Genomic DNA, 25,838 nt, shown 5'->3' on the forward strand with positions numbered 1-25,838 from the left:
TTAAAGTGGCATAGGCTGTTAAAAATATTAAGTTTTATCAGGCTCGCCTATGCCCAGTTTTAATTCATGCATGTAATCAACTAGTGCTTGATGATCAGCAGATGAAGATTTCCTAAGTGCAGCAGCTACGCCTTGTTGATCTGCAATTGAGCGATGCTGACCCAGCTTAGCTTTGGCGTCAATAATATCGATTGAAATTTTAAAGCCAACGATACCTTTAGATAATTTTTTTTGATAATCTGCACTTACCACATCACGCTTAACTAGCAACTCAGGTTCATATTTGTGCATAAGCGAATCAAGTGCTTGTGTCGTATCATCTGCACTGAGTATTTCAGCACAACCTTTGATATGTATTGCCGCATAGTTCCATGTGGGTACCGCAGGTTTATTGTGATACCAAGTTGGAGAAATGTAGCCATGCGGGCCATTAAATATCACTAAGTGCTGTTTAACAATATCTTCAGCAAGTTCACGCCAATGTGGATTATTTCGAGCAAAGTGCCCGATTAAACAATGATTACTACGATCTAACATTAATGGTAAATGACTCGACTGCAGAGACGGAGATACTAATGTTGCAAAACTATATTTTTCAATAAATAAAAAGATTTGTTCTTGCTCAGTTAAGCGCCATTTTTCTTCAACATGCATAATACCGAATGACCTTTTATTCAGATAAAATTAATTTTTCTTTTTCAAACTTAAGCGTTTTTTACCTGTTGATGTTGCTACTGGTTTTTTCACATCGATACGAGTTAAGGTGCGTGAAGAAGCCGGTGATTTAGACGTAATGGTTTTATTGGCGTGCTTAATATCTGTAATGTCGACTTTTGCAGCGTCATGATTAATTTCTACTTCAGTAAAATCATCTTCATTAGCTTCTCGCTCAATAAAGTCATCATCGAGCGCGGTTTTACGAGAACCTGCCACCGCGGTATTTATCTCAGCCATTTCACTCGCAGTTAAGTCGCGCCATTCTCCTGGACGCAACTTACCAAGCTCGACTTGCATAATGCGCGAACGCTGCAGTTCGATAACTTCATAATCAAGGTATTCACACATACGACGAATTTGTCGATTCAGACCTTGAGTGAGAATAATACTAAATACAAATTTACTCTCAGGTTTAACAATGCAGGTCTTGGTGATGGTGCCTAAAATTGGAACGCCTTTAGACATACGTTCAATAAAACGTTCACTAATCGGCTTATCAACTTTTACGATATATTCTTTATCGTGAGCGTTTTCAGCACGCAGTATTTTATTAACAATGTCACCGTCACTGGTGAGAAAAATCAAGCCTTCTGATGGCTTATCTAAACGGCCGATAGGAAATATACGTTTAGTATGGCCAATAGCGTCAATAATATTACCTTTAACATGTCGCTCTGTCGTACAGGTAATACCTACTGGCTTGTTATAAGCAATATAAACACGGTCAGTATGATTACTGTCGCTGGCTTTAATCTCATTACCGTCAATACAAACTCTATCGCCTGAAACAACTTTAGTACCAAGCTCTGGTACTTTGCCATTAATGGTGACACGATTATTTTCGATTAACTTATCGGCAAATCGACGCGAACAATAACCTGAGTCGCTAATATATTTGTTGAGACGTTTTTCGTAACTTGACACTGGCTATCCTAAATAAGAGCAGTAAATAATTGTAAGTTCTACATTTGATTAAAGCTATTTTACCTAACTTTTGTCACACTGTAGAGTAATGATATTAAAAGCCGTTAAAAACCCTCTAAACAACCGTATTAATAAGGTGTAAATATGAAAATAGTCACATTTGGTGCCAGCACCAGTAGTAAATCAATCAATAAGCAACTTGCCAAGTATGCAGGGTATTTAGCTACTGAAGTTCAGGCAAATATTAAAGTAGAGGTTCTCGACTTAAACGACTTTGAATTACCACTATTTAGCCAAGACAAAGAAGCTGAGCTAGGCCAGCCTGAAGCAGCAAAAGCTTTCTTTGATAAGCTAGGTGAAAGTGATGCCATTATCATTTCATTTGCTGAACATAACGGCAGTTACAGTGCCGCCTATAAAAATTTATTTGATTGGACCTCACGGATTAATCAAAAACTTTTTCAAAGTAAGCCGATGTTATTACTAGCAACATCTCCTGGGCCAGGCGGAGCAGCTAGTGTGTTAGCCGCAGCATTAGGTTCAGCGCCTTATTTTGCTGGAGATGTGAAAGCCTCATTATCTGTGCCAAGCTTTTTTGATAACTTTGACATGGAAAATACTAAGTTAACTAACGATGAGTTGCATCAGAAATTAACGGCCGCTGTAAAACTTTTAATAGCATAACCGCAAACCAAGACCTAAAGATGAGTTTTAAGGCTTTAGGTCTTACCGCTTTATTTATCTTTTTCTGTAGTGTTACTCTTCATATTATCTTTTACATTTTCATTAACGATCACGTTGGGTTGTTTGGGTTTATTTTCAACTTTAATTGTTCCACCTCTATTGCTAAGTGACAAAGAGCCACAAGCAGAAAGTGTCAATATCATTATTGATAACATTAATAGTGACTGATTTACTTTCATTTCTTACTCGTTAATTTTTACTGATACACTCATTTTGGCCAATTGTTTATCATGATATTTAGCTAAAACAATAATTGAAATAATTGCCCCTAATAACGCTAATGCCATATCCGACTGTGTATCCCAAATATAACCTTGTGTACCCAAAAATGCTTCAGCATTTTCACCTGAAGCTACGGCAACCCACCATTCTATCAATTCATAAAATGCGCTAAAGGCTAGGCAAATAGATACAATTATAAAGTTTAACCACGCGGTACCATTAACAATGCCTTTGCGAATAAGAATTTCACGGGCAAGCAAAGCGGGCACAAAACCTTGGAAAAAATGCCCTACTTTGTCGTAATTATTACGCTCAGAACCCATCCAATTAGCGATGGTATCGAACAATGGAACCTCGGCATAGGTATAGTGGCCGCCAACCATTAATACGATGCAATGCAATAATATAAAATTATAAAGTAAACGCGTTAGCGGGAAACGCTTGAAACTTATCGCCATCAGCACTAAACCGATAAGCGCCGGTAATACTTCTAAAAACCAAGTAAATTGATCTTTTGGCCCAATACCTGACCAAGTTAAGACGACAAAAAAGAGCGTTAACCAGAGAATTTTTAACATTTTACTCACCATTTAATCAATGAAAGAACCCTAGCCAGGCAGTAGTGGAATCTTAAATGGCGGTGTAGACAATATAACCACCAAAAATAAAAGAGAACACACCGCAAAACCGAAACATAGCGCTAAATTTCTGCGCTGACCACAAGGCAAATTTTCGGTGTTTCTTAGCGCCAATTACCAGTAAAAATATTGCGGCAAATATCATTAAGTAACCCAGTGCCGCATTTATTGTTGGCGCCGACGTCAGTGCTGAGTAATAAATAAAAATCCCACCAAAACATAAGCGACTCATAATTTCGAAAGCATGAAAATATCTTTGTTGGCTAAACTTAATAATACTATCCGAAAAAGCCTGTGGATTTATGATCATCAACACACTTAACGCTATCATCGTGAGACCAAATATAATGATAAATATCATAGGAAAAATTGCCTGCATTTAATATTACGCTTGCTTGTAATAACTTCCTTTAGGCGCGGCACCAAATAAACTCATTGCCGCTTGCATATCTTCTTGGGGATAATGAGTAATAGCAAGCTGATGGCTTTCAATGCAATCCCAACGTTCAATTATCATAAATTGATCCCCATGCTCATGATGCTTTAATAATTCACAAGAAACACAACCTTCAGCACCTGAGATATAAGGCACTAATGCTTGTAAAAAAGCAAAAAGTTCAGCTGACTTTTCTGCAGCGGCAGTAAATTCATTAACCCGTACTATGCTCATAGTATCCTCTCAATTATGATTATTTATTTTAACTTAGGGCTTATCTTTAAAGTTGCAAGCAGATTAACAACTTCATCTTTATCATACAATGCGCCAAAATCAGTCGTAAACTCAGTAATTTGTTCAGTGCTTGGGAAGGTAAAATAATCACCTTGCTGAGTTTGAACAAAGGTCGCTATTTCATCACCACTAGCAAGCGAATTAATCGCTTTTTCAATCAACTGGCAGCCGCCAATATACAAAGACAACACATGCCAAAGGTAAGACTTGTCTTGCACTTGCAATGTTGAATGAGCAATAACTCGGCCGGTATCTATCGTACTGTCATCTATAAAGTGTAAACTCGTTGACAGTTGCTCATCGCTATTTAATAAAGCCCAAAACGTAGCCATAACACCACGATAGTCAGGCAACTTTCCAGAATGTAAATTTATAACACCATGTTTTGCCAAATCAATTATCGGCTTTTTTAAGATAACTCCATAACGAATAGAAATAATTAAGTCAGCTGAAAGTGACTGAATTTTTTCGACACCATCTACTGAATTTATCTGATTTAAAGTTTCGATTGCAACACCGTATTGCTGAGTGATTTCAGCATAGGTTTTAAACATTAGCGACTTTTTAGTACTGTCAGGCAACTGTTCAAGAATCCGATAAACATCGTGTTGTTCAAATTGCGTTAACGCCTGTAATGCCTGCGGGCGTGTGGAATTACTTCCCACTTTACTAGACAAAAACACCTGAATATTATGCGCCCGTAATACTGGCATTAATAAATTTAATGCTAAGTTGCTGGCAATGTCATTATTCAGTAATAAAACAATGTTCATGGAGCTAATTCCTGCAATTGTTATTTAACTCGACTAGGCTCGAAAGTTGGATAATGGGGTAAATCAGCAGTAAAATCTTCCCAACTAGCTTTCGAGTCGACAAAATTATGTGACATCGGCCGCTCAATAATCTCGGAATCAACTATCCCTAATCGTACACGAATTCTTAATTTATCTTGCTCATTACTACTATAAATTGGACTACCACAATGTTGACAAAAATAACGTGTTCGTCCAGGTTTTAACGAAAAGGCAGATAATGCTTGTTGACCTTTTTCAATAATAAAATCGGCACTATTAACAAAGCCGTTGGTAGCATAAGCAGTGCCTGAATTTTTACGACAGAGCGAACAATGACAATGAATAATGTCGCTTATTCCACCTTTAATTGAAATTTCGACCGCGCCACACAAACATTTACCTGAATACATTTACAACGTCCATTTTTAACGATTCACTTTGTCACAGCTTAGCTAATTGACGATGAATTTATACACTTAATTGCTTCATCATATAATATCTACAACCAGTTTTGGGGTAGCCTTGCTGCGTCCACTGCACTTGATAACCGTGCTTTTCATAAAATGGCATAGCTTGAAAGTTCAAGGTGTCGAGTAAGACTTTATTGCAACCACGAGCCTGAGCCGCTTGCTCTATTTTATGCAATATTTTGCTACCCACTTGCTGTCCTCGCAAAGTATCTGAAACCCATAAAGTGTTGATCATCAGCCAATCACCAAAAGTTCGACCTGCGGCACCGGCAATAACGTCACCATTTTCATCATTCAACTTCACGGCAATTGCTTTCCGCTCACTCACTTCCCAATGCGCCCAGTTAAATTCAGCAATTTTTTCATCTAAAAATGCAATTAGCTCTGCTTCAGGGTTTTCAATCACTTCAATGTTCAACGCTTCATTCCAATAAATTATATAAATTGCTTTTTTAACTAAGTTGTTATCAATGCGATGTCGTTCTTAATATTTTTATAAACTATTTAATAACATCAACTCTTTTGGATGTGGCTTCATATAATATGACTCGGTAATATAGTCATGTGGGAAGCGTCGAAAATGATGGCGTAATAATGTTATTGGCACAATCAATGGCAGCAAACCATTACGATATTGATCAATAATATCGACGAGTTCAGCTTTATCATCAGTACTGATAGAATTTTTTAAATAGCCTTGCAGATGTTGTAAGGTATTCACGTGGCCTTTGCGACTAGCTCTTAGCTTTAATAACGTCATCATTTTTGTTAAGTATTGTGGTAACACTTCACTAGGCTCTTCACCATGAGCTTGTGCTAACCAATGACCTAGCTCTTTCGCCATCGCTTGACTATGGCTCATAAAAATATATTTATGCTGGGCATGAAAACGATTCAAGGTTTGTAATGAAAACCCTTCTGCTGCCAGCTTTTGCCAACGCGCATAAATAAACACCCGTTGAATAAAGTTTTCACGTAATATTGCATCACCTAATCGACCCTCTTCTTCGACCGGTAAATCTGGAAAGTTTTCCATCAATTTTTGTGCGTAAATACCAACACCAATACGATCTGGCATATCACCTTTATATAATCTCACACGCTCCATACCGCAACTAGGTGAATCTTTTTTTAAGATATAACCACTAAGGTTTTGTTGCCACGGCTTTTGCTCTTCAGCACAATCTTTAAGCCGTTCCGTTACATCTAAATCTGGATTTTTTGAACCGACACAATGCACCTTGTCATCTAGCAAGACCAATCGAATGGTTTCACGAGGAATACCTAATCCAATTTCAACTTCTGGGCAAAAGGGAATAAAATCGAAATACTCACTTAAGGTATTATTAATATATGAGTTGTTTTTGTGGCCAGAGTCGAATCGCACTTTGTGACCCAATAAGCAGCTACTAATGCCAATTGATATTTTGTTATCCATGCTTATTTCCCTATTACTAAATTTTTATATTTTGTTTAATTTAAGTATAACTAAAAGCCTAATCAAGTTAATCATTTAAATACGATTTAAACGATATCGCCACTCTGTGCATTCATAAACCTACGATATTGCTTACATTGATGTAAGTACTACTTTTTACCAGGAATAAAAAACTGACCGTTCTTCGACGTGCTTGGATGCACTAATGCCTAGAAAGACAGGATGTCTGAACATAAAAAAGCCCGGAAATACCGGGCTTTATCAACATGAGCTACGAGAAAATTAAACGCTATTTCTCAAAATAAAACTTAGCACGCTTATTATCGTAGTTACCCACTTCATTCATCGTTTCAGCATTATACAAACGGCCATTAACCATGGTGTAGATAACTTTGTCTGACAAACGAATATCTTTACTCACATCGCCATCAACCACTAAAATATCCGCAAGTTTACCGACTTTTATCGACCCTAATTGGCTATCTAAACCTAAGGTGTGTGCTGGTGCAATGGTTGCTGTACGAATAGCATTCAATGGCGTCATGCCACCTTGTGCCATCATCCACATTTCCCAATGCATAGCTAAACCTTCACGTTGACCATGACCACCAGAGTTCACCACAACACCTAAGTCTTGAAGCTCTTTCGCGACTTTTGCAACATTAATGTGGTTGTAATGATGATGTGGCGCTTTAGTTCGACGCATTGAACGTGGGTCTAAGAACTCGCTTGGTACATATTGGCTCAAACGCGGATGTTGCCAAACGTTTGTGGTGTCATACCAAAAATGTTCACCTGAAATACCACCGTAAGCTACGCCCATCGTTGGCGTGTAGGCCATTTCAGATTGCGACCATAATTGCTTAATATCATCATAAATTTTCGCGGTCGAAATTGAATGCTCTAACGTCGTATGGCCATCAACAATCATAGATAAATTATGTTGTAGTAATGAGCCGCCTTCAGGAACGACTAAGATTTGCGCTTCACGCGCGGCTTGTATCATTTGTTGACGTTGATTACGGCGCGGTTGGTTATAGCTTTTAACACTAAATACACCGGCTTTTTTCAAACGTTCAATATGAAATTTCGCATCGTCTAAACTATCAACATGCGAAGTATAACCGGCGGCGGTGGCACCGTATAAAATACTACCGGTAGAGAATAAACGAGGACCGACAATATCACCGGCTTTTTGCATTTCGCTAGCAGCAAAAAACTCAGTGGTGTCGTTTGACGGATCGTGAATCGTAGTTACCCCTAATGCCAAACCTGCATAGTTTTTCCAGTTTTGCTGTGGAATAATTTCATTACTACCTTGAGGGCCATGCGCATGTGCATCAATCAAACCCGGCATAATCGACTTACCCGTAACATCAATAACTTTAGCATTTGACGGAATATCTACTTGCCCGTTTTTGCCAACCGCAATAATTTTATTACCCTCGACAACTACAACGCCGTTTTCGATTATTTGTTCACCTTCCATCGTGATAACTTTACCGCCAACAAAAGCGATACGACCAGAAGGTTTATCAGCCTTTTCTTTAAAGCCTAAATAAGTTTTAAGTGGTTCAGGTGTTGACGATTCTGTCGCCTGCTCTTCGCTGTTATCAGCGTCATTGTCTTCAATATCAGTCTTAGCAACGACTTTATTGTCGGTTATATCAAATAAACCACCCACACTTGCTTGATATAAATCTGGCCCTAAACTCCAATAAAGTTCATTAGATTCACCATTCCAGTTTATGCCTTCGCCAGCACGTAATGACAATTTCTTCACCGGTAAGTTTTTTGCTTTCGGTCCAATGTCAATCACTTGGCCGCGCTCAACAAAGGGTGTTACAAATACTTTAAAACGTTCAGCAAATGCCAAATACTTACCATCAGGTGAAACCTTATATTCGGTAGCAAACTTACCTTGATAAAGCACTTGTTCTTTCTCAGCGTTTAATGAGTTATTTAAATTAATTTTTACCAGTTGTGGTTTTTCGCCGTTACGTAAGACATAAATACGATCATTTTTAGCACCAAAATGCGGCAGTAAACCTGACTCTGTTACTAGTTTTGGTGTACCACCTTTAGCATTTACGGTATAAACCCCGGGGTTCAATCCCCAAGTTGGATCAGTAATGTAACCGCCTTGTACTTTACGAAATACCACAGTTTTACCGTCAGGAGAAAAGCTAGGCTCTATGTATTTACCCGGTTCTTCAGTTAATACCCGGCTCTTACCACCTCGCGATGATACGATGCGAATTTCACCGAGTTTTTTATCATTCCAAGTGCTATACACTACAGTTCTGCCATCACGAGAAAAGCTAGGGTTCAATTCAAAGTGTGATTTTTGTTTTGTTAAACGCTTGGCTTTACCTTTAACTTTGCCATCAGCAATGCTGCGCACATAAATATGGCCCATTGATTCATAAACCACTTTACGACCATCAGGTGAAATTTCAACATCGCGGAGCATTTTTACGTCAAATTTATCTTGATCTATATCCTGTTGAAAACGTAACGCCGTTTGGATTTTTTTCTCGGTTTTTACATGAAAAGGAATAACCGTGGTCTTTTTACTCTCGAGATCTAGTTTGTTGATTTGTCCGCCAGACCAAAACACCATGCCAGTGCTATTTGGCAACCACGCCATATTGGGATAAACACCGTGGATCGCCCAGGTTTCTTGCATATCACGGTCTAAATTTTCAAAAATCAGACTTTCTTCGCCGCTTTTCAAATCGTAAAGGTATAGGTTAGATTGGAAATCGTCACGGCTAATGTAAGCTAAGTACTTACCATCGGGTGACGGCACGGGTCGTATCGCACCACCTTTACCAGAAACAACAACTTTAATTTCACCGGTTTCAAGTTCTAGACGTTTAATTTTATAAATGCCTTTTTCAGAATCTTTACTGTAATGAAAGGTTTTGCCTGGTGTCGCATCTTGCGAGAAGTAAACGTATTTACCGTCATGTGAAAATGCCGGTTCGCCTAAATCTTTCTGCTCGTTAGGGCGTTTAGTTAACATAACGCCGTTACCACCCGTTTTGTGGTACATCCATACTTCGCCAGCACCCAAAGAACGTGAGCCGGTAAAGTGTTTACGACCGACGATATAGTTACCGTCAGGTGACCAAGCAGGGCTATTTAATAAACGAAAAGTTTCTGAGCTAACCGCTTTACCAGCACTGCCATCTGCTTTCATAATCCATAAATTATCACCGCCATCTTCATCAGAGGTAAAGGCAATGTGTTTACCGTCTGGGCTAAAGCGAGGTTGCATTTGCCATGCAATATCTGTCATTAACGCGTTTGCTTCACCACCATCAACTGGCAAGGTGTAAATGTCACCAAGTAAATCAAATACTAATGTTTTACCATCTGGGCTAATATCAACATTCATCCAAGTACCTTGGCGAACATCAATTTTTGCGGTGGTAAACTTACCTTGTGGGCTATTGACCGACCACTTTTCAGCTTTGGCTTTTTCTGACGTTTTAGCCGCGATATCTTCAGCAAAAGCTTGTTGACCTGTACTTAATACCAAGGCAATGCTAAGTGCGAGTGAAGAAGTGCGAGCAGTAAATTTAGACATATGTTTAACCTAATCAGCTATATAAATTATTTTTATAGCTTACTAGAACACATCAGCATTGAAAACTTAAGTAGAATGCGACAAATAGTCGCTATTTGCCGTTCAACACCCGTTCTAAATATCTATCTTTATAACGGCTATTATGCAGAAAAAATAGACAATTTTTTTGTTATTCAGTATGGTAGATAAATAAGATAACAATAAAAATAAGGACTGATTTTTATGGAAAGATTAAAAGAAGCACAAGCAAGCCTAATTACCACCTACTCACTTTACAATGCCGCAAGTGAAAAGAAGTTGCCGGCAATTGATGCTAATGACAATGAAACATTGAAGGCTTTATTGGAAGTTATTCAAAATCGTGAAGCCATCGCTTACGTACAAAAAGTAAAGAAAAGCATTCCCACTGAAGTCACCGAACTTAAAAGATTACTCGCTGATGTTATGCTACTGCTTGATGGTGTCGATATTAAAATTCTCAAAGCAAAAAGTAAAGTTGCAGCAAATGCTGAATAGTTTCCGGCCTTAACTTAAGGTATTCACTTAAAGCTTGCCAATTAAAGATCTTAATTGGACGATATAAATTTTAAAGGTAACTACGCATAGATTTATTAACCCCGATCTGAGATTAATAAATCTGCATGACTCATAGCAACAATAGATTTTATCACTTAGTGATTATTCTACTCTGAGTTGTTAGTAATTTTACTATGGGTATGAGTGGACGATTGATAACCCCAGCGCGGCATAATTGATTGCTCGATATTTAAATGGTCGAGTAAGCGCCCAACCATAAAATCAATAAGATCATTTATCGATTCAGGCTGATGATAAAAGCCTGGTGATGCCGGCATAATGGTTACGCCCATTTGCGATAACGACAACATATTTTGCAAGTGGATCGTTGAAAAAGGTGTTTCGCGCGGCACTAAAATTAATTGCCCACGCTCTTTAATTACTACATCCGCAGCACGTTCAATTAGATTGTCACTCATGCCTTGGCTGATCGCTGCAAGCGTGCCAGTCGAACACGGGCAAACCACCATAGCTTTTGGTGCCGCAGAGCCTGAAGCTACAGGAGAAAACCACTGTTCTTTACCAAAAACGATAATTTGCTCAGGTTTAGCTTTAAATTTTTCAATGAAAAATCGACTAGCGGCATCGGGTGAACTCGGCAACTTCAAACCAACTTCAGTATCAAACACCACACGCGCAGCACTTGAACACAATAGATAAACTTGATAGTTTGCCGCAACTAAACATTCCAATAACCGCAGCGCATAAGCCGAGCCTGAAGCACCCGTGATGGCTAGGGTTATTTTCTGATCAAATTCACCATTGTTATTAATTGTCATTGCTTGATTCTGCACACATTCACCTTAAGGGTTCTCAAAAACTTGCTTTCATCGTGTTTACTATACTGATTGAACTGATAAATTGATCACTCAGCCATACTTGCAGCGATAATTATTTCACTGGCTATTATAGCTTAGAAAGTGCCAACAACAGTTTTTCATGAATACCGCCAAAACTACCATTACTCATCACGACTAGCGTATCACCTGCTTTAGATTTTATCACAATGTCTGCCACCATCTGTGCAATATTGTCACCAACAAAACAGGGTTGAGTACAATCGGCAATTAAAGCATCAACTGACCATTGCACTTGCTCACCTTGATATACAAACACCATATCCGCATCAGCTAACGATTTTGCCAAGGTATCTTTATGCACGCCTGACTTCATGGTATTTGATCTTGGTTCGAGTATCGCTATTACGCGCCTGCTGCCAACATTTGCCCGCACACCCGCCAATGTTTTAGCAATCGCGGTAGGGTGATGAGCAAAATCGTCAAATACTCTAACCTGATTAACCTCACCTTTAAGCTCTAATCGGCGTTTAGTATTAACAAAGCTTGCTAGCGCTTCAATGGCTACGGCTGTAGGCACACCAGCATGACGCGCGGCCGCAATTGCCATTAAACCGTTGTCGATATTAAAGTCGCCAATTAGTGCCCAATTTACTTGCCCCTGTTTTACACCTTCAAAACTCACGATAAATTCACTGCCATCAGCAATACATTTTTCTGCGTGCCAGCCAGATGACTTATGTGTTTCGTCAACACTATATTCCGTAGGAGTCCAACAACCCATCGCCAGTGTTTCGGTAATGGCAGGTTCATTTTTCGGCGACAACACCAACCCATTGCTCGGCACCATACGAATAAGGTGATGAAATTGACGTTGAATATCGCTGATATCATTAAAAATATCCGCATGATCAAATTCCATATTATTGATCACTAAAGTATTGGGGCGATAATGCACAAACTTAGAACGCTTATCGAAAAAAGCCGTATCGTATTCATCCGCTTCGATAACAAAAAATGGAGCGTTTCCTAAGCGAGCAGAACAATCAAAGTTTTGCGGTACGCCGCCAATCAAAAATCCGGGTTCCATTCCTGCATATTGCAATATCCAAGTCAGCATGGAGCTCGTAGTAGTTTTGCCGTGCGTACCGGAAACTGCCAATACCCAGCGGTCTTTTAAAACATTGTCTAATAACCATTGTGGACCAGAGGTATAGGGTATTTTTCTATCGAGCACATATTCCACCATAGGGTTACCGCGTGCCATGGCATTACCGACGATGACTAAATCGGGCTCGTCACCTAAGTGTTCGACTAAATAGCCTGACTTTAATTCGATACCCAATTGTTCAAGTTGAGTGCTCATTGGCGGATAAACATTGGCGTCACAACCAGAAACTCGAAAGCCCATTTGCTTGGCAATAGCGGCAATACCGCCCATAAAAGTGCCACAAATACCTAATATATGAAGATGCATAAAAGCTCATTTTGTTAGCTCGAACACTACATATGCTAATGCGAGCTTAAATTTAAATCAGAATGGCCTCAATATACCTTAATCCACCAAAAATACATATTGCAAAATCAATGCATTTTGCCCACTATCAAGATGATTAACACTAACGGAAATAATTAATTACTTCCTGGTAAAAATTAGGCCCATTAGTATCACCATTAGCAGTATTTGAGGGAGTTCATGAGTCAGGCTATTCTACAAAATATCCATATTTATCCTATTAAATCTAGCGCCGGCATTGAGCTTTCAAACAGCTGGGTTGAAGAGTTCGGGTTAGCCTTTGATCGTCGCTTTGTTGTTGCTAGCCCAACCGGTGAGTTTTTTACCGCTCGCACGCAGCCAACTTTGTGTTTAATTCAAGCGAGCCTAACGCCAACTGGCCTTAGGGTTACCGCGCCAAATATGCCAGTTTTGATTATTGAGTATCATAATCTCTGCCAAAGTTATGTCTCGGTTAATGTTTGGCAAGACACGATTAATGCACAGCAGTGCCAAGAAAACATAAATAAGTGGTTTAGTGACTATCTTAACCAACCTTGCCAATTACTGTTTTTCGGCGCAGATTCACAACGCTTTGTAAAAAATAAAAATAGCCAAGTGGGTTTTGCAGATGGCTACCCTTTATTGCTTATTTCACAAGCATCGCTTGATAGCTTAAATAACCAATATAACCCTGAAGACACAACCATAGCCATGGCGCAGTTTCGGCCAAATATTGTCGTAACTAATTGTGATGCATTTGCAGAAGATACTTGGCAGCATATTCGCATTGGCGAAGTGGAATTTGAAATAACGAAACCCTGCACGCGCTGTATTTTTACTACTATTGATCCGGCAACGGCTGAAAAGCACCCTCAGCAAGAACCTCTAAAGGCGCTAAAAAACTATCGACAGTTAGCGAATGGCGACATTTTATTTGGCCAAAATTTGCTTGCCCTTAATCAAGGCCAAATTAAACGTGGTGATAAAGTTGAAGTAATAAAGCGCCAAGTAGCCCCTGTGTTCACTGTTAAAAACAAGTCAGCTATAAACACCAGCAATAGTGACACTATGACCCAATTCAAAAAGGATCCCGTCTTGAGCGAAAAGAAAAGTAAACCGGTTGTCACATTTAGTAGTTTTAATAAAACGATCACCGGCAATAATATTCAAACGCTACTTGAACAAGGTGAAGATGCCGGTTTAATACTGCCTTACTCATGCCGCGCAGGTATGTGTGGTAGTTGCAAAGTAAAATTAGAACAAGGTGAAGTAGAGCAACTTTGCCAAGATGGTTTGTCCGACGAAGAGCAGCAGCAAGGTTATATATTAAGTTGCAGTTGCACGCCTATTACCGATGTTGTGATTAGTCACCCTACCCGACAACGCCGTAACAGAAGTGATGATTAAATAGAGTTCATATTATGAAGTTAAACTGTGATTTAGGTGAGTTTAAAGAAAATAACGATGCCGATATTATGCCATTAATTGATATGGCCAATATCGCCTGTGGTTTTCATGGTTCTGATTCTTTAACGATTAAAAAAACCATTAAACTTGCCCAGCAACATCAAGTGATTATTGGTGCTCACCCCAGCTATCCAGATGTAGAAAACTTTGGTCGTCAGTCTATGGATTTATCGCAAGATGAATTAATCGCTAATGTGCAATATCAAATAGGGGCATTACAAGCACTTTGCGCGGTAGAAAATGCCCAGCTTGATTATGTTAAACCCCATGGTGCCTTATACAACGACATGATGAAAAACTTAAACTTATTTGAGGATGTTTGTCTGGCCATCGCGCAGCTAAACCAAAGTAACATCAAGCCACTATCTTTGATGATACAAGCATTAACCGACATTGATAAATTTGATCAAATAGCAAAAAAACATCATATTTCACTCTATTATGAAGCCTTTGCCGATCGCGCATATTTAGATAACGGTTTGTTAGTACCTCGCACCGAAACCGGCGCGGTTTTAACTAATAACCAAGATGTAGTAACACGCTGCCAAGCGCTGCTCGATAAACAACCTTTACTCAGCAAGCACCAACAACCTTTACAGTTTCATATTGATGCTTTATGTGTTCATGGTGACACGCCTAATGCCTTAGCAATGCTAAAAGCTTTGCGAGCAACTATTAATGCGCAAGGTCAGCGTTAATAATATGAGTAGTTACCAAGAAAGTGATACAAATGGCGCTGAAAATAGTACACAACTTACGATTGAGGTGGTCGCTGAAAACGCTTTACTGCTGAGCTGGCAAGCGAAAATATCGCTTACCCAACATAATAAAATCATTACATTGCAAGCTATGATTGTGCAGCAACTAGGTGAGTTAATTATAGAAACGGTGGCGAGTTATCATTGTTTAATGGTTTATTTCAGCCCCCAACTTAGTACTAGCACGCAAATGATCGACAAAATTAATAGCATCGCCAAAAATCATCACGCTAGTTTAGAAATAGACAAGGGTGATACGCCAAAAGTCAAAAGCCTCCATGGCGATTGCATTAAGATACCGGTTTACTACGATACCGAGCAAGAATGGGATTTAGCCGACGTTGCAAAGCGCTGCAATATGTCGATGGATGACGTAATTAAACAGCACAGCGCTGAAACTTATCATGGTTATGCATTAGGTTTTACGCCCGGTTTTTGTTACTTAGCCAGCTTGCCTGAAAGCTTACATTTACCTAGAAAGTCCTCACCGCGTTTAAAAGTACCTCAAGGCGCAATCGCTATTGCTGAACAACAAAGTGCAATTTATCCGATTGAAAGCCCCGGTGGTTGGCATATTATCGGCCAAACACCATTACCCATGTATGAAAGTAAAAATGGTCAGTTCAATACCACCATTAACGTTGGGCAAAATGTACAATTTTATGCCATCACTAAAGCTGAATTTATAGCGATACAACAAGGTTTACAGACATGAGCCAAGGTTACCTTGAAATTATTAACATTAATGGTCAGGCAAGTATTCAAGATCTTGGTCGACTTAATGCACAGCACTTAGGATTTAGTGCCAGTGGCGCCGCCGACGAGTTCGCTTTTCTTAGCGCTAACAAGCTTATTAACGATACATTAGCTGCCAATAAAATCAGTATTAAACATCAGCATAATATTGACGAACTAAAGAATAAAAAAAGCCACTGTGCCGCAATAGAAGTTACGCTTGGGCAAGTCAGTTTCGAAGCCAAAGCAGCTTGCATAATTGCGATAACCGGAGCGGACTGCCAAGCTAAAATCAATAATATCGCAGTTAATAACTGGCAATGTTATCAACTACAAACTGGCGACATGCTAGAGTTTGCAATGCCCAAAACCGAGTTGCATAGTTATCTGGCAGTGCTTGGCGGTTTTACCTGCCAAAAAGCACAAAAACCCTGGTTAGGAAGTTACTCTCAAACCATAAATGAAATGGCCTTAGGCTTTACCGGTGAAAAGTTAACAGTTGGCAGTAAACTGTATTTTTCAGCACAAACTAAAGTGTTAACTGAGTCAGCATTAGAAAAAACAAATAAGCCAAAAGAAGCAAACAAGCCATTCAAAGCACCAAGTCAATTTTACGCGCAGCAAAATCTGACTTTACGGATTATGCCTAGCAGTTTATTTTTACAAATGAGTAGCGAGCAACAACAACGATTTTTAACCACTGACTACATTATTTCGCCTGATAGCAACCGCATGGGTTATCGTCTTGGCGATTCGCGTTCACAAAAATCACCCGCTAAATCAGCCAACGAAAAAATACTTTCTGAGCAGTTACGCAGCCGTTGTTTATTATCAATGCCAGTGACTTATGGCATGGTGCAGTTTCCTGACAATGAACAACCTATAATACTAATGAAAGAGCGACAAACCATGGGCGGTTATCCGGTACTTGGCACCGTAATGCAAACTGACTTATTTCGTTTAAGCCAAATGCGCCCCGGCGAAAAAGTTAATTTTACTTTAATTAGTCATCAAAAAGCCCAGCAACAATTAACGGCATTTTATCAAAAGTACTGTCTATAACGTTTTATCAACGCCTAAATCAAGGCGTTTAATATATCAGTTACGGTCAAAACCAAGCTAAAGGTAGAATGGCGATCAATAAAAGATTAGAATAATGCCCGCTTTACGATTTAGTCTTACGCAGGTGTTTCTTTGTTATTAATGATCGACAATTACGACTCTTTTACTTTTAACCTAGTGCATTATTTTCAAGCGCTAGGACAAGAAGTTAAAGTCTGTAGAAACGATGAAATCAGCTTAGATGCAATCGAAGCATTAGCACCGCAATATATTGTTATTTCACCTGGCCCCTGCGACCCAGATGCTGCCGGTTTGTCACTCGCAATAATCGAAAGATTTAAAGGCCGAATTGCCATATTAGGCGTATGCTTAGGACATCAATGCATTGCCCAACACTTCGGCGCTAAAGTCATTAAAGCGAAGAAAGTAATGCACGGTAAAACCAGTATCATTAACCATAATGAGCAGGGATTATTTACCTCTTTAAAGCAGCCATTAACGGTCACGCGATATCATTCTCTGATTGTAGATAAACATTCTCTACCTGATGAGCTAGAAATAACCGCTTGGGTAACTGAAAATGGTCAGCAAGAAATCATGGCCCTACAACATAAACAATTAGCTATCGCCAGCGTACAATTTCACCCTGAATCAGTATTAACTGAACAAGGCCATCAATTATTACAAAATTTTATTGACCAATATACAAATCAAATAGATGATAATGTTAGTGCCTAATGAAATAACCTAACAGGCCGATAACTTAGCTAACCTCACAAATTAAAAACTGATTACAAATACTAATAATGAAGGCCTGATGCAAATATTTGAAAATAATAAATTAGTTTACCCTATCTATAGTCGCGTGCTGAGTCTCGCGATTAGTAAAGATTTTGCCAACCAAAAAAATGGCAAAATAAGTATGTCTAAGCATCAAGACAGTGAGCAGTTTAACCGCCGACGTGAGTTACTTGCCGTAGAAGAAGAAGCAAACAAAAACAAAATTATTCAAGCACACGGCCAAGAACACTTTAAAACGCAGGTGAAGAATAAATTTTTTAAGCGCGTTAATGCCCAAGTTAATAAAGATTTTGATAATAAAGAAAACCTCTACATGAACGTGCTTAAAATAGAAGATGCCGCACCTTCTATTATGGAAATACTGGCCGTGAAAGCGGCTAGCATCAATCGCATTACGCCATTGGCGAAAGCATTACCTTGGCTATGCACCGAATTAATCAATTTGGTCAATAAGCCTCAATACCGTAAACGTTCAGACGTACAAGTAACTGAACCCAATTTAGCATTAAGTTATGTCGGTTTAGATAATCTTAAACTGGTTATGCCAACATTTATGTTAAAACATTGGTTACCCACCAGCACTGCTCCTTACCCTCTAATGAAAAGAAAACTATGGAACGATAGTTTATCTATCGCGCTAGCGTCTCAGCTATTAGCGAAGGAACAAGGCTTAGATGAATTTACAGCCTTTACCGCTGGCATGTTAAGTAACTTAGGTTTATTAGCCGTTACCCGTGGATTTTTAAATACTTATAGTGAACTTTACAATGAGGAACTTCGTGCAGCTTATGAAAATAAAGATAAAAAGCTGCATGACGTTTTAGTGACACTCGACGTTGCACCAGATTTATTGCTCGAACAGTTACTCCAACGTAGCAGTAAAGTGGCCGCAGACATGGTCGAGCTTATGCGTTTTGATCGTTTACAAATTACAGAACCTTTGTTCGACCTTGCTTACGCGATTGACATCAAACACATGTGCCCTATTGCTAAGTTAGTTACTAAAGCCAAAGCCTATGTCGCATTTAGAAGCCTAGCGAAAGAAGACCTTATCAGTACAGATGAAGCAAAAATATTGTTAACAGCAGGGCAATTAACCAAAAATGATATTGCCTTGTTGAAGAAAAGTGATATTGACCATATAAAATTAATTTTTAATTAGCGCCTGTTTCCCTCCCAAATCAGTACTGTTTTAAAAATTATATTGCGCCTCCAGTAGCAGCTCGACTGCAATTATTTATCTCACTTACATATAAACTGCGGTAAAGTCATCTCAAAATCTAAATCACAACAATTTATTTTTGATTAATTATGAAACATTGCCAGCAATTGCAGAGCAGCTTAGTTGACATAAAACGCTAATAACTAGCCACAGTGCGTAAAAACACGGCAAAAATAGTTATGCAGTTATAATGAATAAAAACGGACGAGCCTTTATTTTACAAGGGCTTCAGCGCATTTTGACAAGACACTGTCTGTTTTATCTGTCATAATCCGTGCCTATTTTTAATTAGTTCTGCATAAAATAATGCAACACTGGTTAAATCATTTAGTTTTGCTCGTGTTTTCGCTCAAAGCTAATAAACAACTATTGATTACAATATCCTAAATATAAGAGGAATTTACAATGTCTAACCATTTCCCAGTAAATCGTGAATTATTTGATGATGTTATGGTACCTAACTATTCACCATCTGCAGTTATCCCCGTTCGCGGTTTAGGTTCACGTGTTTGGGATCAACAAGATCGTGAATTTATCGATTTTGCAGGTGGCATTGCCGTTAACTGTTTAGGTCATTGTCATCCTGCATTAGTTGGCGCATTAACAGAACAAGCTAATAAAATTTGGCATTTATCAAATGTAATGACCAACGAGCCAGCATTACGCTTAGCAAAAAAATTAACTGACAGCACTTTTGCTGATAAAGTTTACTTTGCTAACTCAGGCGCTGAAGCAAACGAAGCGGCTTTAAAATTAGCCCGTCGTTTTGCACTTGAAAACTTTGGCGCAGAAAAATCGCAAATTATCGCTTTCAAACAAGGCTTCCACGGTCGTACATTCTTTACCGTTACTGTTGGCGGTCAAGCAGCTTATTCTGACGGTTTTGGTCCTAAGCCTGGCGATATCGCTCATGCTGAATACAATAACTTAGACAGTTTAAAAGCGCTTATTTCTGACAAAACTTGTGCCGTAGTCATGGAACCATTGCAAGGTGAAGGTGGTGTTGTTTCACCGACTGATGAATTTGCTAAAGGTGTTCGCGAGCTTTGTAACGAACATAACGCCTTACTCATTTTTGATGAAGTACAAACGGGTGTTGGCCGTTTAGGTGAGCTATATGCTTACATGGGTTTAGGTGTTACACCTGATATTTTAACTACAGCAAAAGCACTTGGCGGTGGTTTCCCGATTGGCGCTATGATCACGACAACAGATATCGCTAAGCATCTTAAAGTAGGCACACACGGCAGTACTTATGGTGGTAACCCATTAGCTTGTGCTGTAGCAGAAGCGGCATTTGATACGGTAAACACAGTTGAAGTATTAGACGGCGTTAAAGCGAAAGCAAAACTTTATATTGCTGGCTTAAATGCCATCAATGCAAAATACAATGTCTTTAGCGAAATTCGTGGTAAAGGCCTATTGATTGGCGCTGTACTTACTGAAGCATACAAAGGCCGAGCAAAAGAGTTTTTAAATGCCGCAATGGATGAAGGTGTAATGACACTGATTGCCGGCGCTAACATTATACGTTTTGCCCCTTCATTAGTTATTCCTGATGAAGATATCGCTGAAGGTTTAGCACGTTTTGAAAAAGCCGTAGCTAAATTAGCTAAATAAGTCATTCATTATTACAGCGTTCAAATACCTTAAAGCATTAGGTGTTTGAACGTCTCATTGAGAGTTTTCTATGATTATTATACGCCCTATTCAAAGCAATGATTATGATGCACTTCATCGTATTGCTGTGGAGTCAGGACACGGTTTTACATCACTACCGGTCAACGAAAAACTGCTGAAAAATCGCATTTCTCACGCAGAAGTTTCTTTCGCTAGCTCAGTTACTGAGCCAGGCAAAGAAGGCTACTTGTTTGTCATGGAAGATACCGAAACAGGTGCGGTTGTTGGCACCAGTGGCATTGAAGCTGCGGTTGGTCTAGATGACGCATTTTATCATTACCATTTAGGTAAGGTTGTGCACAGCTCTCGTGAGCTTAATATATATAATACCGTTGAAACATTATCCTTATGTAATGACTATACGGGCGCCTCTGAAATTTGCACCTTGTTTTTAAGTGAGACTCATCGCAAAAATCGTAACGGACGCTTATTATCTCGTTTTCGTTTTCTATTTATGGCAGAACATACTGAACGTTTCGCCGAAACGGTTATCGCAGAAATGCGCGGCGTTTCAGACGAAGACGGTTCATCACCTTTTTGGAAATGGCTAGAAGATAACTTCTTCTCGCTTGATTTTCCGACCGCGGATTACCTGACCGGTATAGGTAAAAAAGTATTTATTGCTGAATTGATGCCAAAGTACCCGATTTACGTCAACTTGTTGAGCCCAGAAGCACAACGCGTGATTAACAAGGTACATCCAAAAACAGTGCCGGCGTTAAGACTGCTTGAAGCTGAAGGCTTCTCGCGTCGTGGTTATGTCGATATTTTTGATGGCGGCCCAACGGTTGAAACCCAAACAGCATTAGTTAAAACCGTACGTTTGAGTAAAAAGTGCCAAGTCTTAATTGGTGATGTAGCGAACGACAATAACTATATTATTTGTAATGGCGAAGTTGCAAATTTTAGAGCAACGCAAGCACCAATTTTATTACGTGAAACCGCTAATCAAGTGGTGATTTCACAAGCAGTTGCAGATGCGTTAATGGTTAGCGAAGGAGACTGGGTGCGCCTAGTTTCAAATTAATCATTAAACAAAACTGAACACTCGCGATAAACGCGCAGAGGAATAAATAATGTCACACAATATACAACTTATTAATGGTCAATGGACAGCGGGTTTAGGCCACGAAATTTTTTCAAAAAATCCGGCTAAAAATCAAGTAGTTTGGCAGGGTAACACCGCTTCTGCAGCACAAGTAGATGAGGCGGTTATGTCAGCGCGTGCAGCGTTCGACGCTTGGGCTAATATGCCGATTGAAGAACGCATTGCCATTGCGGTTAAATTTGCTGAATTACTGACTGAAAACAAAGAAGCCTTTGCCACCACTATCGCGCTTGAGACGGGCAAACCGCTTTGGGAAACTCGCACAGAAGTAGGCGCTATGGTGGGTAAAATAGCCATTTCAGTACGCGCTAACGAAGAACGTACTGGCACGGTTGAAAACCCTATGCCAGGCGCTAAAGCGTTTATTCGTCATAAGCCTCATGGCGTTGTTGCTGTTTACGGTCCTTATAACTTCCCGGGTCATTTACCAAACGGTCATATTGTTCCTGCCCTTATTGCGGGTAACACCGTGGTATTTAAACCTAGTGAATTAACACCTATGGTTGCGGAAGAAACCTTAAAACTATGGTTGAAAGCAGGCCTTCCTGCTGGCGTTATCAACATGGTGCAAGGTGAAGTTGAAACCGGCAAAGCATTAGCAAATCACCCACAAATTGACGGTTTGTTCTTTACGGGTAGTTCGACTACTGGACACTTTTTACATGAACAGTTTGGTGGCCAACCCGGCAAAATTTTAGCGCTTGAAATGGGGGGTAATAACCCATTAGTCGTTAAAGATGTCAGTGATGTTGATGCCGTAGTACACGACATTTTACAATCAGCATTTATTACTACCGGTCAGCGTTGTACTTGTGCTCGTCGCTTGTTTATTGAAGCAGGCCCGCAAGGCGATGCTATTTTAGCTAAATTAGTTGCCAGCACAGAAGCAATTAAAATCGGCTACTTTGACGATGAAGAACAACCATTTATCGGCTCAATGATTTCTGAAAAAGCGGCGTTAAGTTTAGTTGCCGCACAACAGCAGTTATTAGACCTTGGCGCAGAATCAATTGTGATGATGAAGCACCTTGAAGTAGGTACGGGCTTTATCTCACCTGGTATTGTTGATGTCACAAATATCTCTGAAATGCCAGATGACGAACACTTTGGTCCGTTATTAAAAGTGTACCGTTATACTGACTTTGACGCGGCGATTGATGAAGCGAACAATACTTCATTTGGTTTATCTGCTGGCTTATTGAGTGACAGCGAAGCGCTATATACTCACTTCTTCCGCCGCATTCGTGCAGGTATTGTAAACTGGAACAAACCAATTACTGGCGCCAGCAGTGCTGCACCTTTTGGTGGTATTGGTGCAAGCGGTAACCACAGAGCCAGCGCATTTTATGCGGCTGATTACTGTGCATACCCAGTAGCATCAGTTGAAGCTGAAAAAGTATCATTACCGGCAACGTTAAGCCCTGGCTTAACCATTAAGTAAGCAGTATAATTTTAATCGTAATGAAACATCACTGCCCATTAAAAAAAGCTGGGATCCGTCCCAGCTTTTTCAAAAATATCGATCAAATATAGCCGCCTATTCTGAGTGGTTATCCATCTTGCTGTCCTAAATATTCTTTTAATACCCTACTCGCTGGTTATTTCAAGGATGCGTAAATAGCTTTGCATACCATTCAGCCGACTTGAAAAAATCGACACAAATTTAAATTATGCATTTAGGAAATCAACATGACTCCCGTTAAAAATTTATTTAACAACATTTGGCAAAACTATTTAGAAGTTACACCGTCAGCTGACAAAGTACATCAACTTTTAAGTAACGGAAACGACTTAATCAACGACCACGTTGCTTATCGCACCTTTAATATTGCAAAAGTAAATATTGCGAAAATTTCCACACACTTACTTAATTTAGGTTATACAGAGTGCGGTGAATACCATTTTGAAGCAAAAAAACTCTACGCAAAGCACTTTGAACATACAGACACTAACTTACCAAAAGTATTCATCAGTGAGCTATTAGTAGAAAAATTTTCTCCGCGCACGCAAGAAATTATCGAGAAAATGGTCGCTAGTATTAACGAAGCGGATATTAACATAGAAAGCTTTTTATACTCAGGTACGCATTGGCAAGTTAGCCATCAAGAATATTTAGACCTACTTGCCGAAAGTGAATATGCAGCATGGGTTGCAGCATGGGGCTACCGCGCCAACCATTTCACGGTAAGCATTAACCACTTATCAAACTACGATTCTATTGAAGCCGTGAATGCCGCAGTTAAAGCCGGTGGCTTTACGCTAAATGCCACTGGCGGTGAAATCAAGGGTGATGAAGCGGTTAAACTAGAGCAATCATCTACCATGGCCGACCATGTATTAGTCGAATTCTCTGATAAAACCGTCGCTATTCCAAGCTGTTTTTACGAATTCGCCAAACGCTACCCCATGGAGAATGGTGAATTGTACACAGGTTTTGTTGCAGCTTCTGCTGATAAAATCTTTGAAAGTACTAACGCTGCGGCTTAATGGTTTAGTTTATACTGACACCTATTCCCCTCTGGTATAGGTGTCAATTATCACCAACTCATGAATCCAGATATTGCTTTTGTCAATTTAACTACTAAATATTCAACGTTGTATAAACCATATACCTTCTTTTCAATATATACCTGCAATCTATCAATTCCCATAAATAATAGATAGCTTGATCATCACCTCAATTTACGAGTAAAGTAGAGTAGAGTAATAATTAAATATGATAGACACAAAAATGGTTACCGATACTGATGGTTATATTCATATTATTGAATATTTAACCGCTCATTTAAGCTTATTTGAAAATAGTACCAACACCAATGATGCCAAAATTTCGGTTTTAGAGGTGATAGAACAAGAAATGAGTGAACAAATTATTAGCTTATGTAATCAAAACCAAGCATTAACATTTAATCAAAGAAACACTATTATTCGAGAAATTGACGCCATTGTTTATGACTTACAAGAAATATTGTCTGGTGTGGTCAACAATTCAGTGACTAATGAACAATTAGCATTTATAAAAGAGTTTGCGATATTAATAAAAAATTTATTTGATACTGAAATTAATCGTCAGTTGATACTATAGCCATTAGATTGCGTTTTATTAAACTAGTTATCTACTGAATACTTTTTTACCACTATTTATCAGCAACCATGCTTTCTAACTTGCTAATCACTTATGCAAAATAATCACAAGTAGCGCTATGTTATCTGAATTACCACAAAATCACTTATGCACTGTCACACTGCTAGGCAACTTAGTTAATAAGCCTGACATTCGCTATCAAGCAAATCCAGTTGTTGCTTTTGCTGAATTTACTTTGGCGACACATAGTCGTTGGTTTGATAAAACCAGTAATAAATTTAAAGAATGGACCAGTTATCATACGGTGAAAGTGATTGGCGAAATTGTTGAACGTGCCCTGATTCACGCCGACAAAGGTGACATTATACTACTGCAAGGCTACTTAATTAATAGTAAGAAAAATAACCGTGAAATTATCCATGCGAGCTACGCACAAACTTTTCCTAAAGGTTATGCTCAATCCATTAACCAGATTCATTGTAGTGGTAATATAGTTTCTGATATTAAAGTTATGACCACCGAGCATAATAAAGAGTTAACCGAAATTATTTTAGAATCACAGCAACATATATTTTCTGCCATTACCCATAAATATCATGTAGTAACAATACAGCGCCCGATCCATGTTTGGGGTAAGCAGGCGCTTTATCTTGCTGAGCACGGAAAAAGAAATGACCAAATAATAGTTGACGGAAAATTAAGCTATCTTAATAATAAGAATAAAAACCAATTTATAGATGCGCAACAAGCGGTTTTAATTGCAAATGATTAAGCTTT

27 protein-coding genes are annotated in these 25,838 nt (G+C 39.1%); 14 read left to right on the forward strand and 13 right to left on the reverse strand.

Features of this window, described 5'->3' with window-relative positions:
• Positions 1-27: 27 nt before the first annotated feature.
• Complete coding sequence (locus H4J38_RS03630; RefSeq protein WP_182129512.1) at positions 28-654, reverse strand: FMN-binding negative transcriptional regulator; 627 nt, start codon at positions 652-654, stop codon at positions 28-30.
• Positions 655-684: 30 nt separating this feature from the next.
• Entirely contained in the window at positions 685-1,641 is a 957-nt protein-coding gene (rluF, locus tag H4J38_RS03635) for a 23S rRNA pseudouridine(2604) synthase RluF (RefSeq protein WP_182129514.1), read from the reverse strand.
• Positions 1,642-1,785: 144 nt separating this feature from the next.
• Between rluF and H4J38_RS03640 the strand changes: the two genes are divergently transcribed.
• The gene (locus H4J38_RS03640; RefSeq protein ID WP_182129516.1) at positions 1,786-2,325 is read left to right on the forward strand and encodes an NADPH-dependent FMN reductase; all 540 of its coding nucleotides are present in this window, start codon (positions 1,786-1,788) and stop codon (positions 2,323-2,325) included.
• 50 nt (positions 2,326-2,375) lie between these two features.
• Here H4J38_RS03640 and H4J38_RS03645 read toward each other — a convergent pair whose 3' ends face one another.
• From H4J38_RS03645 to H4J38_RS03685, 9 genes are all read right to left on the reverse strand, one after another.
• A complete protein-coding gene (locus tag H4J38_RS03645) occupies positions 2,376-2,564 on the reverse strand; it encodes a hypothetical protein (RefSeq protein WP_182129518.1) in 189 nt (62 codons plus the stop codon).
• 3 nt (positions 2,565-2,567) lie between these two features.
• The gene (locus H4J38_RS03650) at positions 2,568-3,185 is read right to left on the reverse strand and encodes a DUF2238 domain-containing protein (RefSeq protein ID WP_182129519.1); all 618 of its coding nucleotides are present in this window, start codon (positions 3,183-3,185) and stop codon (positions 2,568-2,570) included.
• A 52-nt stretch (positions 3,186-3,237) separates the two neighbouring features.
• On the reverse strand, positions 3,238-3,606 hold the full coding sequence (locus H4J38_RS03655; RefSeq protein WP_220465403.1) for a hypothetical protein: 369 nt from the start codon (positions 3,604-3,606) through the stop codon (positions 3,238-3,240).
• Between the two features lie 24 nt (positions 3,607-3,630).
• On the reverse strand, positions 3,631-3,915 hold the full coding sequence (locus H4J38_RS03660; protein WP_182129523.1) for a putative quinol monooxygenase: 285 nt from the start codon (positions 3,913-3,915) through the stop codon (positions 3,631-3,633).
• 23 nt (positions 3,916-3,938) lie between these two features.
• Entirely contained in the window at positions 3,939-4,748 is an 810-nt protein-coding gene (locus H4J38_RS03665) for a formyl transferase (protein ID WP_182129525.1), read from the reverse strand.
• Between the two features lie 20 nt (positions 4,749-4,768).
• Positions 4,769-5,179, reverse strand: a complete 411-nt coding sequence (locus H4J38_RS03670) for a GFA family protein (protein WP_182129527.1) — start codon at positions 5,177-5,179, stop codon at positions 4,769-4,771.
• A 58-nt stretch (positions 5,180-5,237) separates the two neighbouring features.
• On the reverse strand, positions 5,238-5,657 hold the full coding sequence (locus H4J38_RS03675) for an N-acetyltransferase (RefSeq protein WP_182129529.1): 420 nt from the start codon (positions 5,655-5,657) through the stop codon (positions 5,238-5,240).
• Between the two features lie 75 nt (positions 5,658-5,732).
• Positions 5,733-6,677, reverse strand: a complete 945-nt coding sequence (locus H4J38_RS03680; RefSeq protein ID WP_182129531.1) for a DUF523 and DUF1722 domain-containing protein — start codon at positions 6,675-6,677, stop codon at positions 5,733-5,735.
• Positions 6,678-6,966: 289 nt separating this feature from the next.
• Positions 6,967-10,272: an amidohydrolase family protein gene (locus H4J38_RS03685; RefSeq protein ID WP_182129533.1), complete on the reverse strand. Its 3,306-nt coding sequence runs from the start codon at positions 10,270-10,272 to the stop codon at positions 6,967-6,969.
• 222 nt (positions 10,273-10,494) lie between these two features.
• Here H4J38_RS03685 and H4J38_RS03690 point away from each other — a divergent pair, with 222 nt between their 5' ends.
• Positions 10,495-10,788: a hypothetical protein gene (locus H4J38_RS03690; protein WP_182129535.1), complete on the forward strand. Its 294-nt coding sequence runs from the start codon at positions 10,495-10,497 to the stop codon at positions 10,786-10,788.
• Between the two features lie 167 nt (positions 10,789-10,955).
• On the opposite strand, the gene H4J38_RS03695 is transcribed toward H4J38_RS03690, so the two are convergent.
• Positions 10,956-11,627, reverse strand: a complete 672-nt coding sequence (locus H4J38_RS03695; protein WP_182130134.1) for a flavin prenyltransferase UbiX — start codon at positions 11,625-11,627, stop codon at positions 10,956-10,958.
• A 127-nt stretch (positions 11,628-11,754) separates the two neighbouring features.
• The gene (gene mpl / locus H4J38_RS03700) at positions 11,755-13,122 is read right to left on the reverse strand and encodes a UDP-N-acetylmuramate:L-alanyl-gamma-D-glutamyl-meso-diaminopimelate ligase (RefSeq protein ID WP_182129536.1); all 1,368 of its coding nucleotides are present in this window, start codon (positions 13,120-13,122) and stop codon (positions 11,755-11,757) included.
• Between the two features lie 219 nt (positions 13,123-13,341).
• Here mpl and H4J38_RS03705 point away from each other — a divergent pair, with 219 nt between their 5' ends.
• The 12 genes from H4J38_RS03705 to H4J38_RS03760 all read left to right on the forward strand — a co-directional run bounded on the left by H4J38_RS03705 (position 13,342) and on the right by H4J38_RS03760 (position 25,833).
• A complete protein-coding gene (locus H4J38_RS03705) occupies positions 13,342-14,550 on the forward strand; it encodes an MOSC N-terminal beta barrel domain-containing protein (protein ID WP_182129538.1) in 1,209 nt (402 codons plus the stop codon).
• A gap of 14 nt (positions 14,551-14,564) precedes the next feature.
• Entirely contained in the window at positions 14,565-15,308 is a 744-nt protein-coding gene (locus H4J38_RS03710; protein WP_182129540.1) for a 5-oxoprolinase subunit PxpA, read from the forward strand.
• Between the two features lie 4 nt (positions 15,309-15,312).
• Positions 15,313-16,083 carry a 5-oxoprolinase subunit PxpB gene (gene pxpB, locus H4J38_RS03715; RefSeq protein WP_182129542.1) on the forward strand — a complete coding sequence of 257 codons (771 nt, stop codon included), beginning with the start codon at positions 15,313-15,315 and terminating at the stop codon, positions 16,081-16,083.
• Positions 16,080-17,165: a biotin-dependent carboxyltransferase family protein gene (locus tag H4J38_RS03720; protein WP_182129543.1), complete on the forward strand. Its 1,086-nt coding sequence runs from the start codon at positions 16,080-16,082 to the stop codon at positions 17,163-17,165. The genes pxpB and H4J38_RS03720 overlap by 4 nt, the downstream gene beginning before the upstream one ends.
• A 132-nt stretch (positions 17,166-17,297) precedes the next feature.
• Positions 17,298-17,903, forward strand: a complete 606-nt coding sequence (locus H4J38_RS03725; RefSeq protein WP_182129545.1) for an aminodeoxychorismate/anthranilate synthase component II — start codon at positions 17,298-17,300, stop codon at positions 17,901-17,903.
• Positions 17,904-17,982: 79 nt separating this feature from the next.
• A complete protein-coding gene (locus H4J38_RS03730) occupies positions 17,983-19,128 on the forward strand; it encodes an HDOD domain-containing protein (protein ID WP_182129547.1) in 1,146 nt (381 codons plus the stop codon).
• A 465-nt stretch (positions 19,129-19,593) separates the two neighbouring features.
• Complete coding sequence (locus H4J38_RS03735) at positions 19,594-20,808, forward strand: aspartate aminotransferase family protein (protein WP_182129549.1); 1,215 nt, start codon at positions 19,594-19,596, stop codon at positions 20,806-20,808.
• A 70-nt stretch (positions 20,809-20,878) separates the two neighbouring features.
• On the forward strand, positions 20,879-21,895 hold the full coding sequence (gene astA, locus H4J38_RS03740) for an arginine N-succinyltransferase (protein WP_182129551.1): 1,017 nt from the start codon (positions 20,879-20,881) through the stop codon (positions 21,893-21,895).
• A 49-nt stretch (positions 21,896-21,944) separates the two neighbouring features.
• A complete protein-coding gene (astD, locus tag H4J38_RS03745) occupies positions 21,945-23,417 on the forward strand; it encodes a succinylglutamate-semialdehyde dehydrogenase (RefSeq protein WP_182129553.1) in 1,473 nt (490 codons plus the stop codon).
• Between the two features lie 248 nt (positions 23,418-23,665).
• The gene (locus tag H4J38_RS03750) at positions 23,666-24,463 is read left to right on the forward strand and encodes a DUF1338 domain-containing protein (RefSeq protein WP_182129555.1); all 798 of its coding nucleotides are present in this window, start codon (positions 23,666-23,668) and stop codon (positions 24,461-24,463) included.
• A 244-nt stretch (positions 24,464-24,707) separates the two neighbouring features.
• Positions 24,708-25,061 carry a DUF3802 family protein gene (locus H4J38_RS03755; protein WP_182130136.1) on the forward strand — a complete coding sequence of 118 codons (354 nt, stop codon included), beginning with the start codon at positions 24,708-24,710 and terminating at the stop codon, positions 25,059-25,061.
• Between the two features lie 118 nt (positions 25,062-25,179).
• Positions 25,180-25,833 carry a single-stranded DNA-binding protein gene (locus tag H4J38_RS03760; RefSeq protein ID WP_182129557.1) on the forward strand — a complete coding sequence of 218 codons (654 nt, stop codon included), beginning with the start codon at positions 25,180-25,182 and terminating at the stop codon, positions 25,831-25,833.
• The last annotated feature ends 5 nt before the right edge of the window (positions 25,834-25,838 follow it).

The sequence above is a fragment of the Colwellia sp. BRX10-3 genome (assembly GCF_014077505.1).
Taxonomy (GTDB): domain Bacteria; phylum Pseudomonadota; class Gammaproteobacteria; order Enterobacterales; family Alteromonadaceae; genus Cognaticolwellia.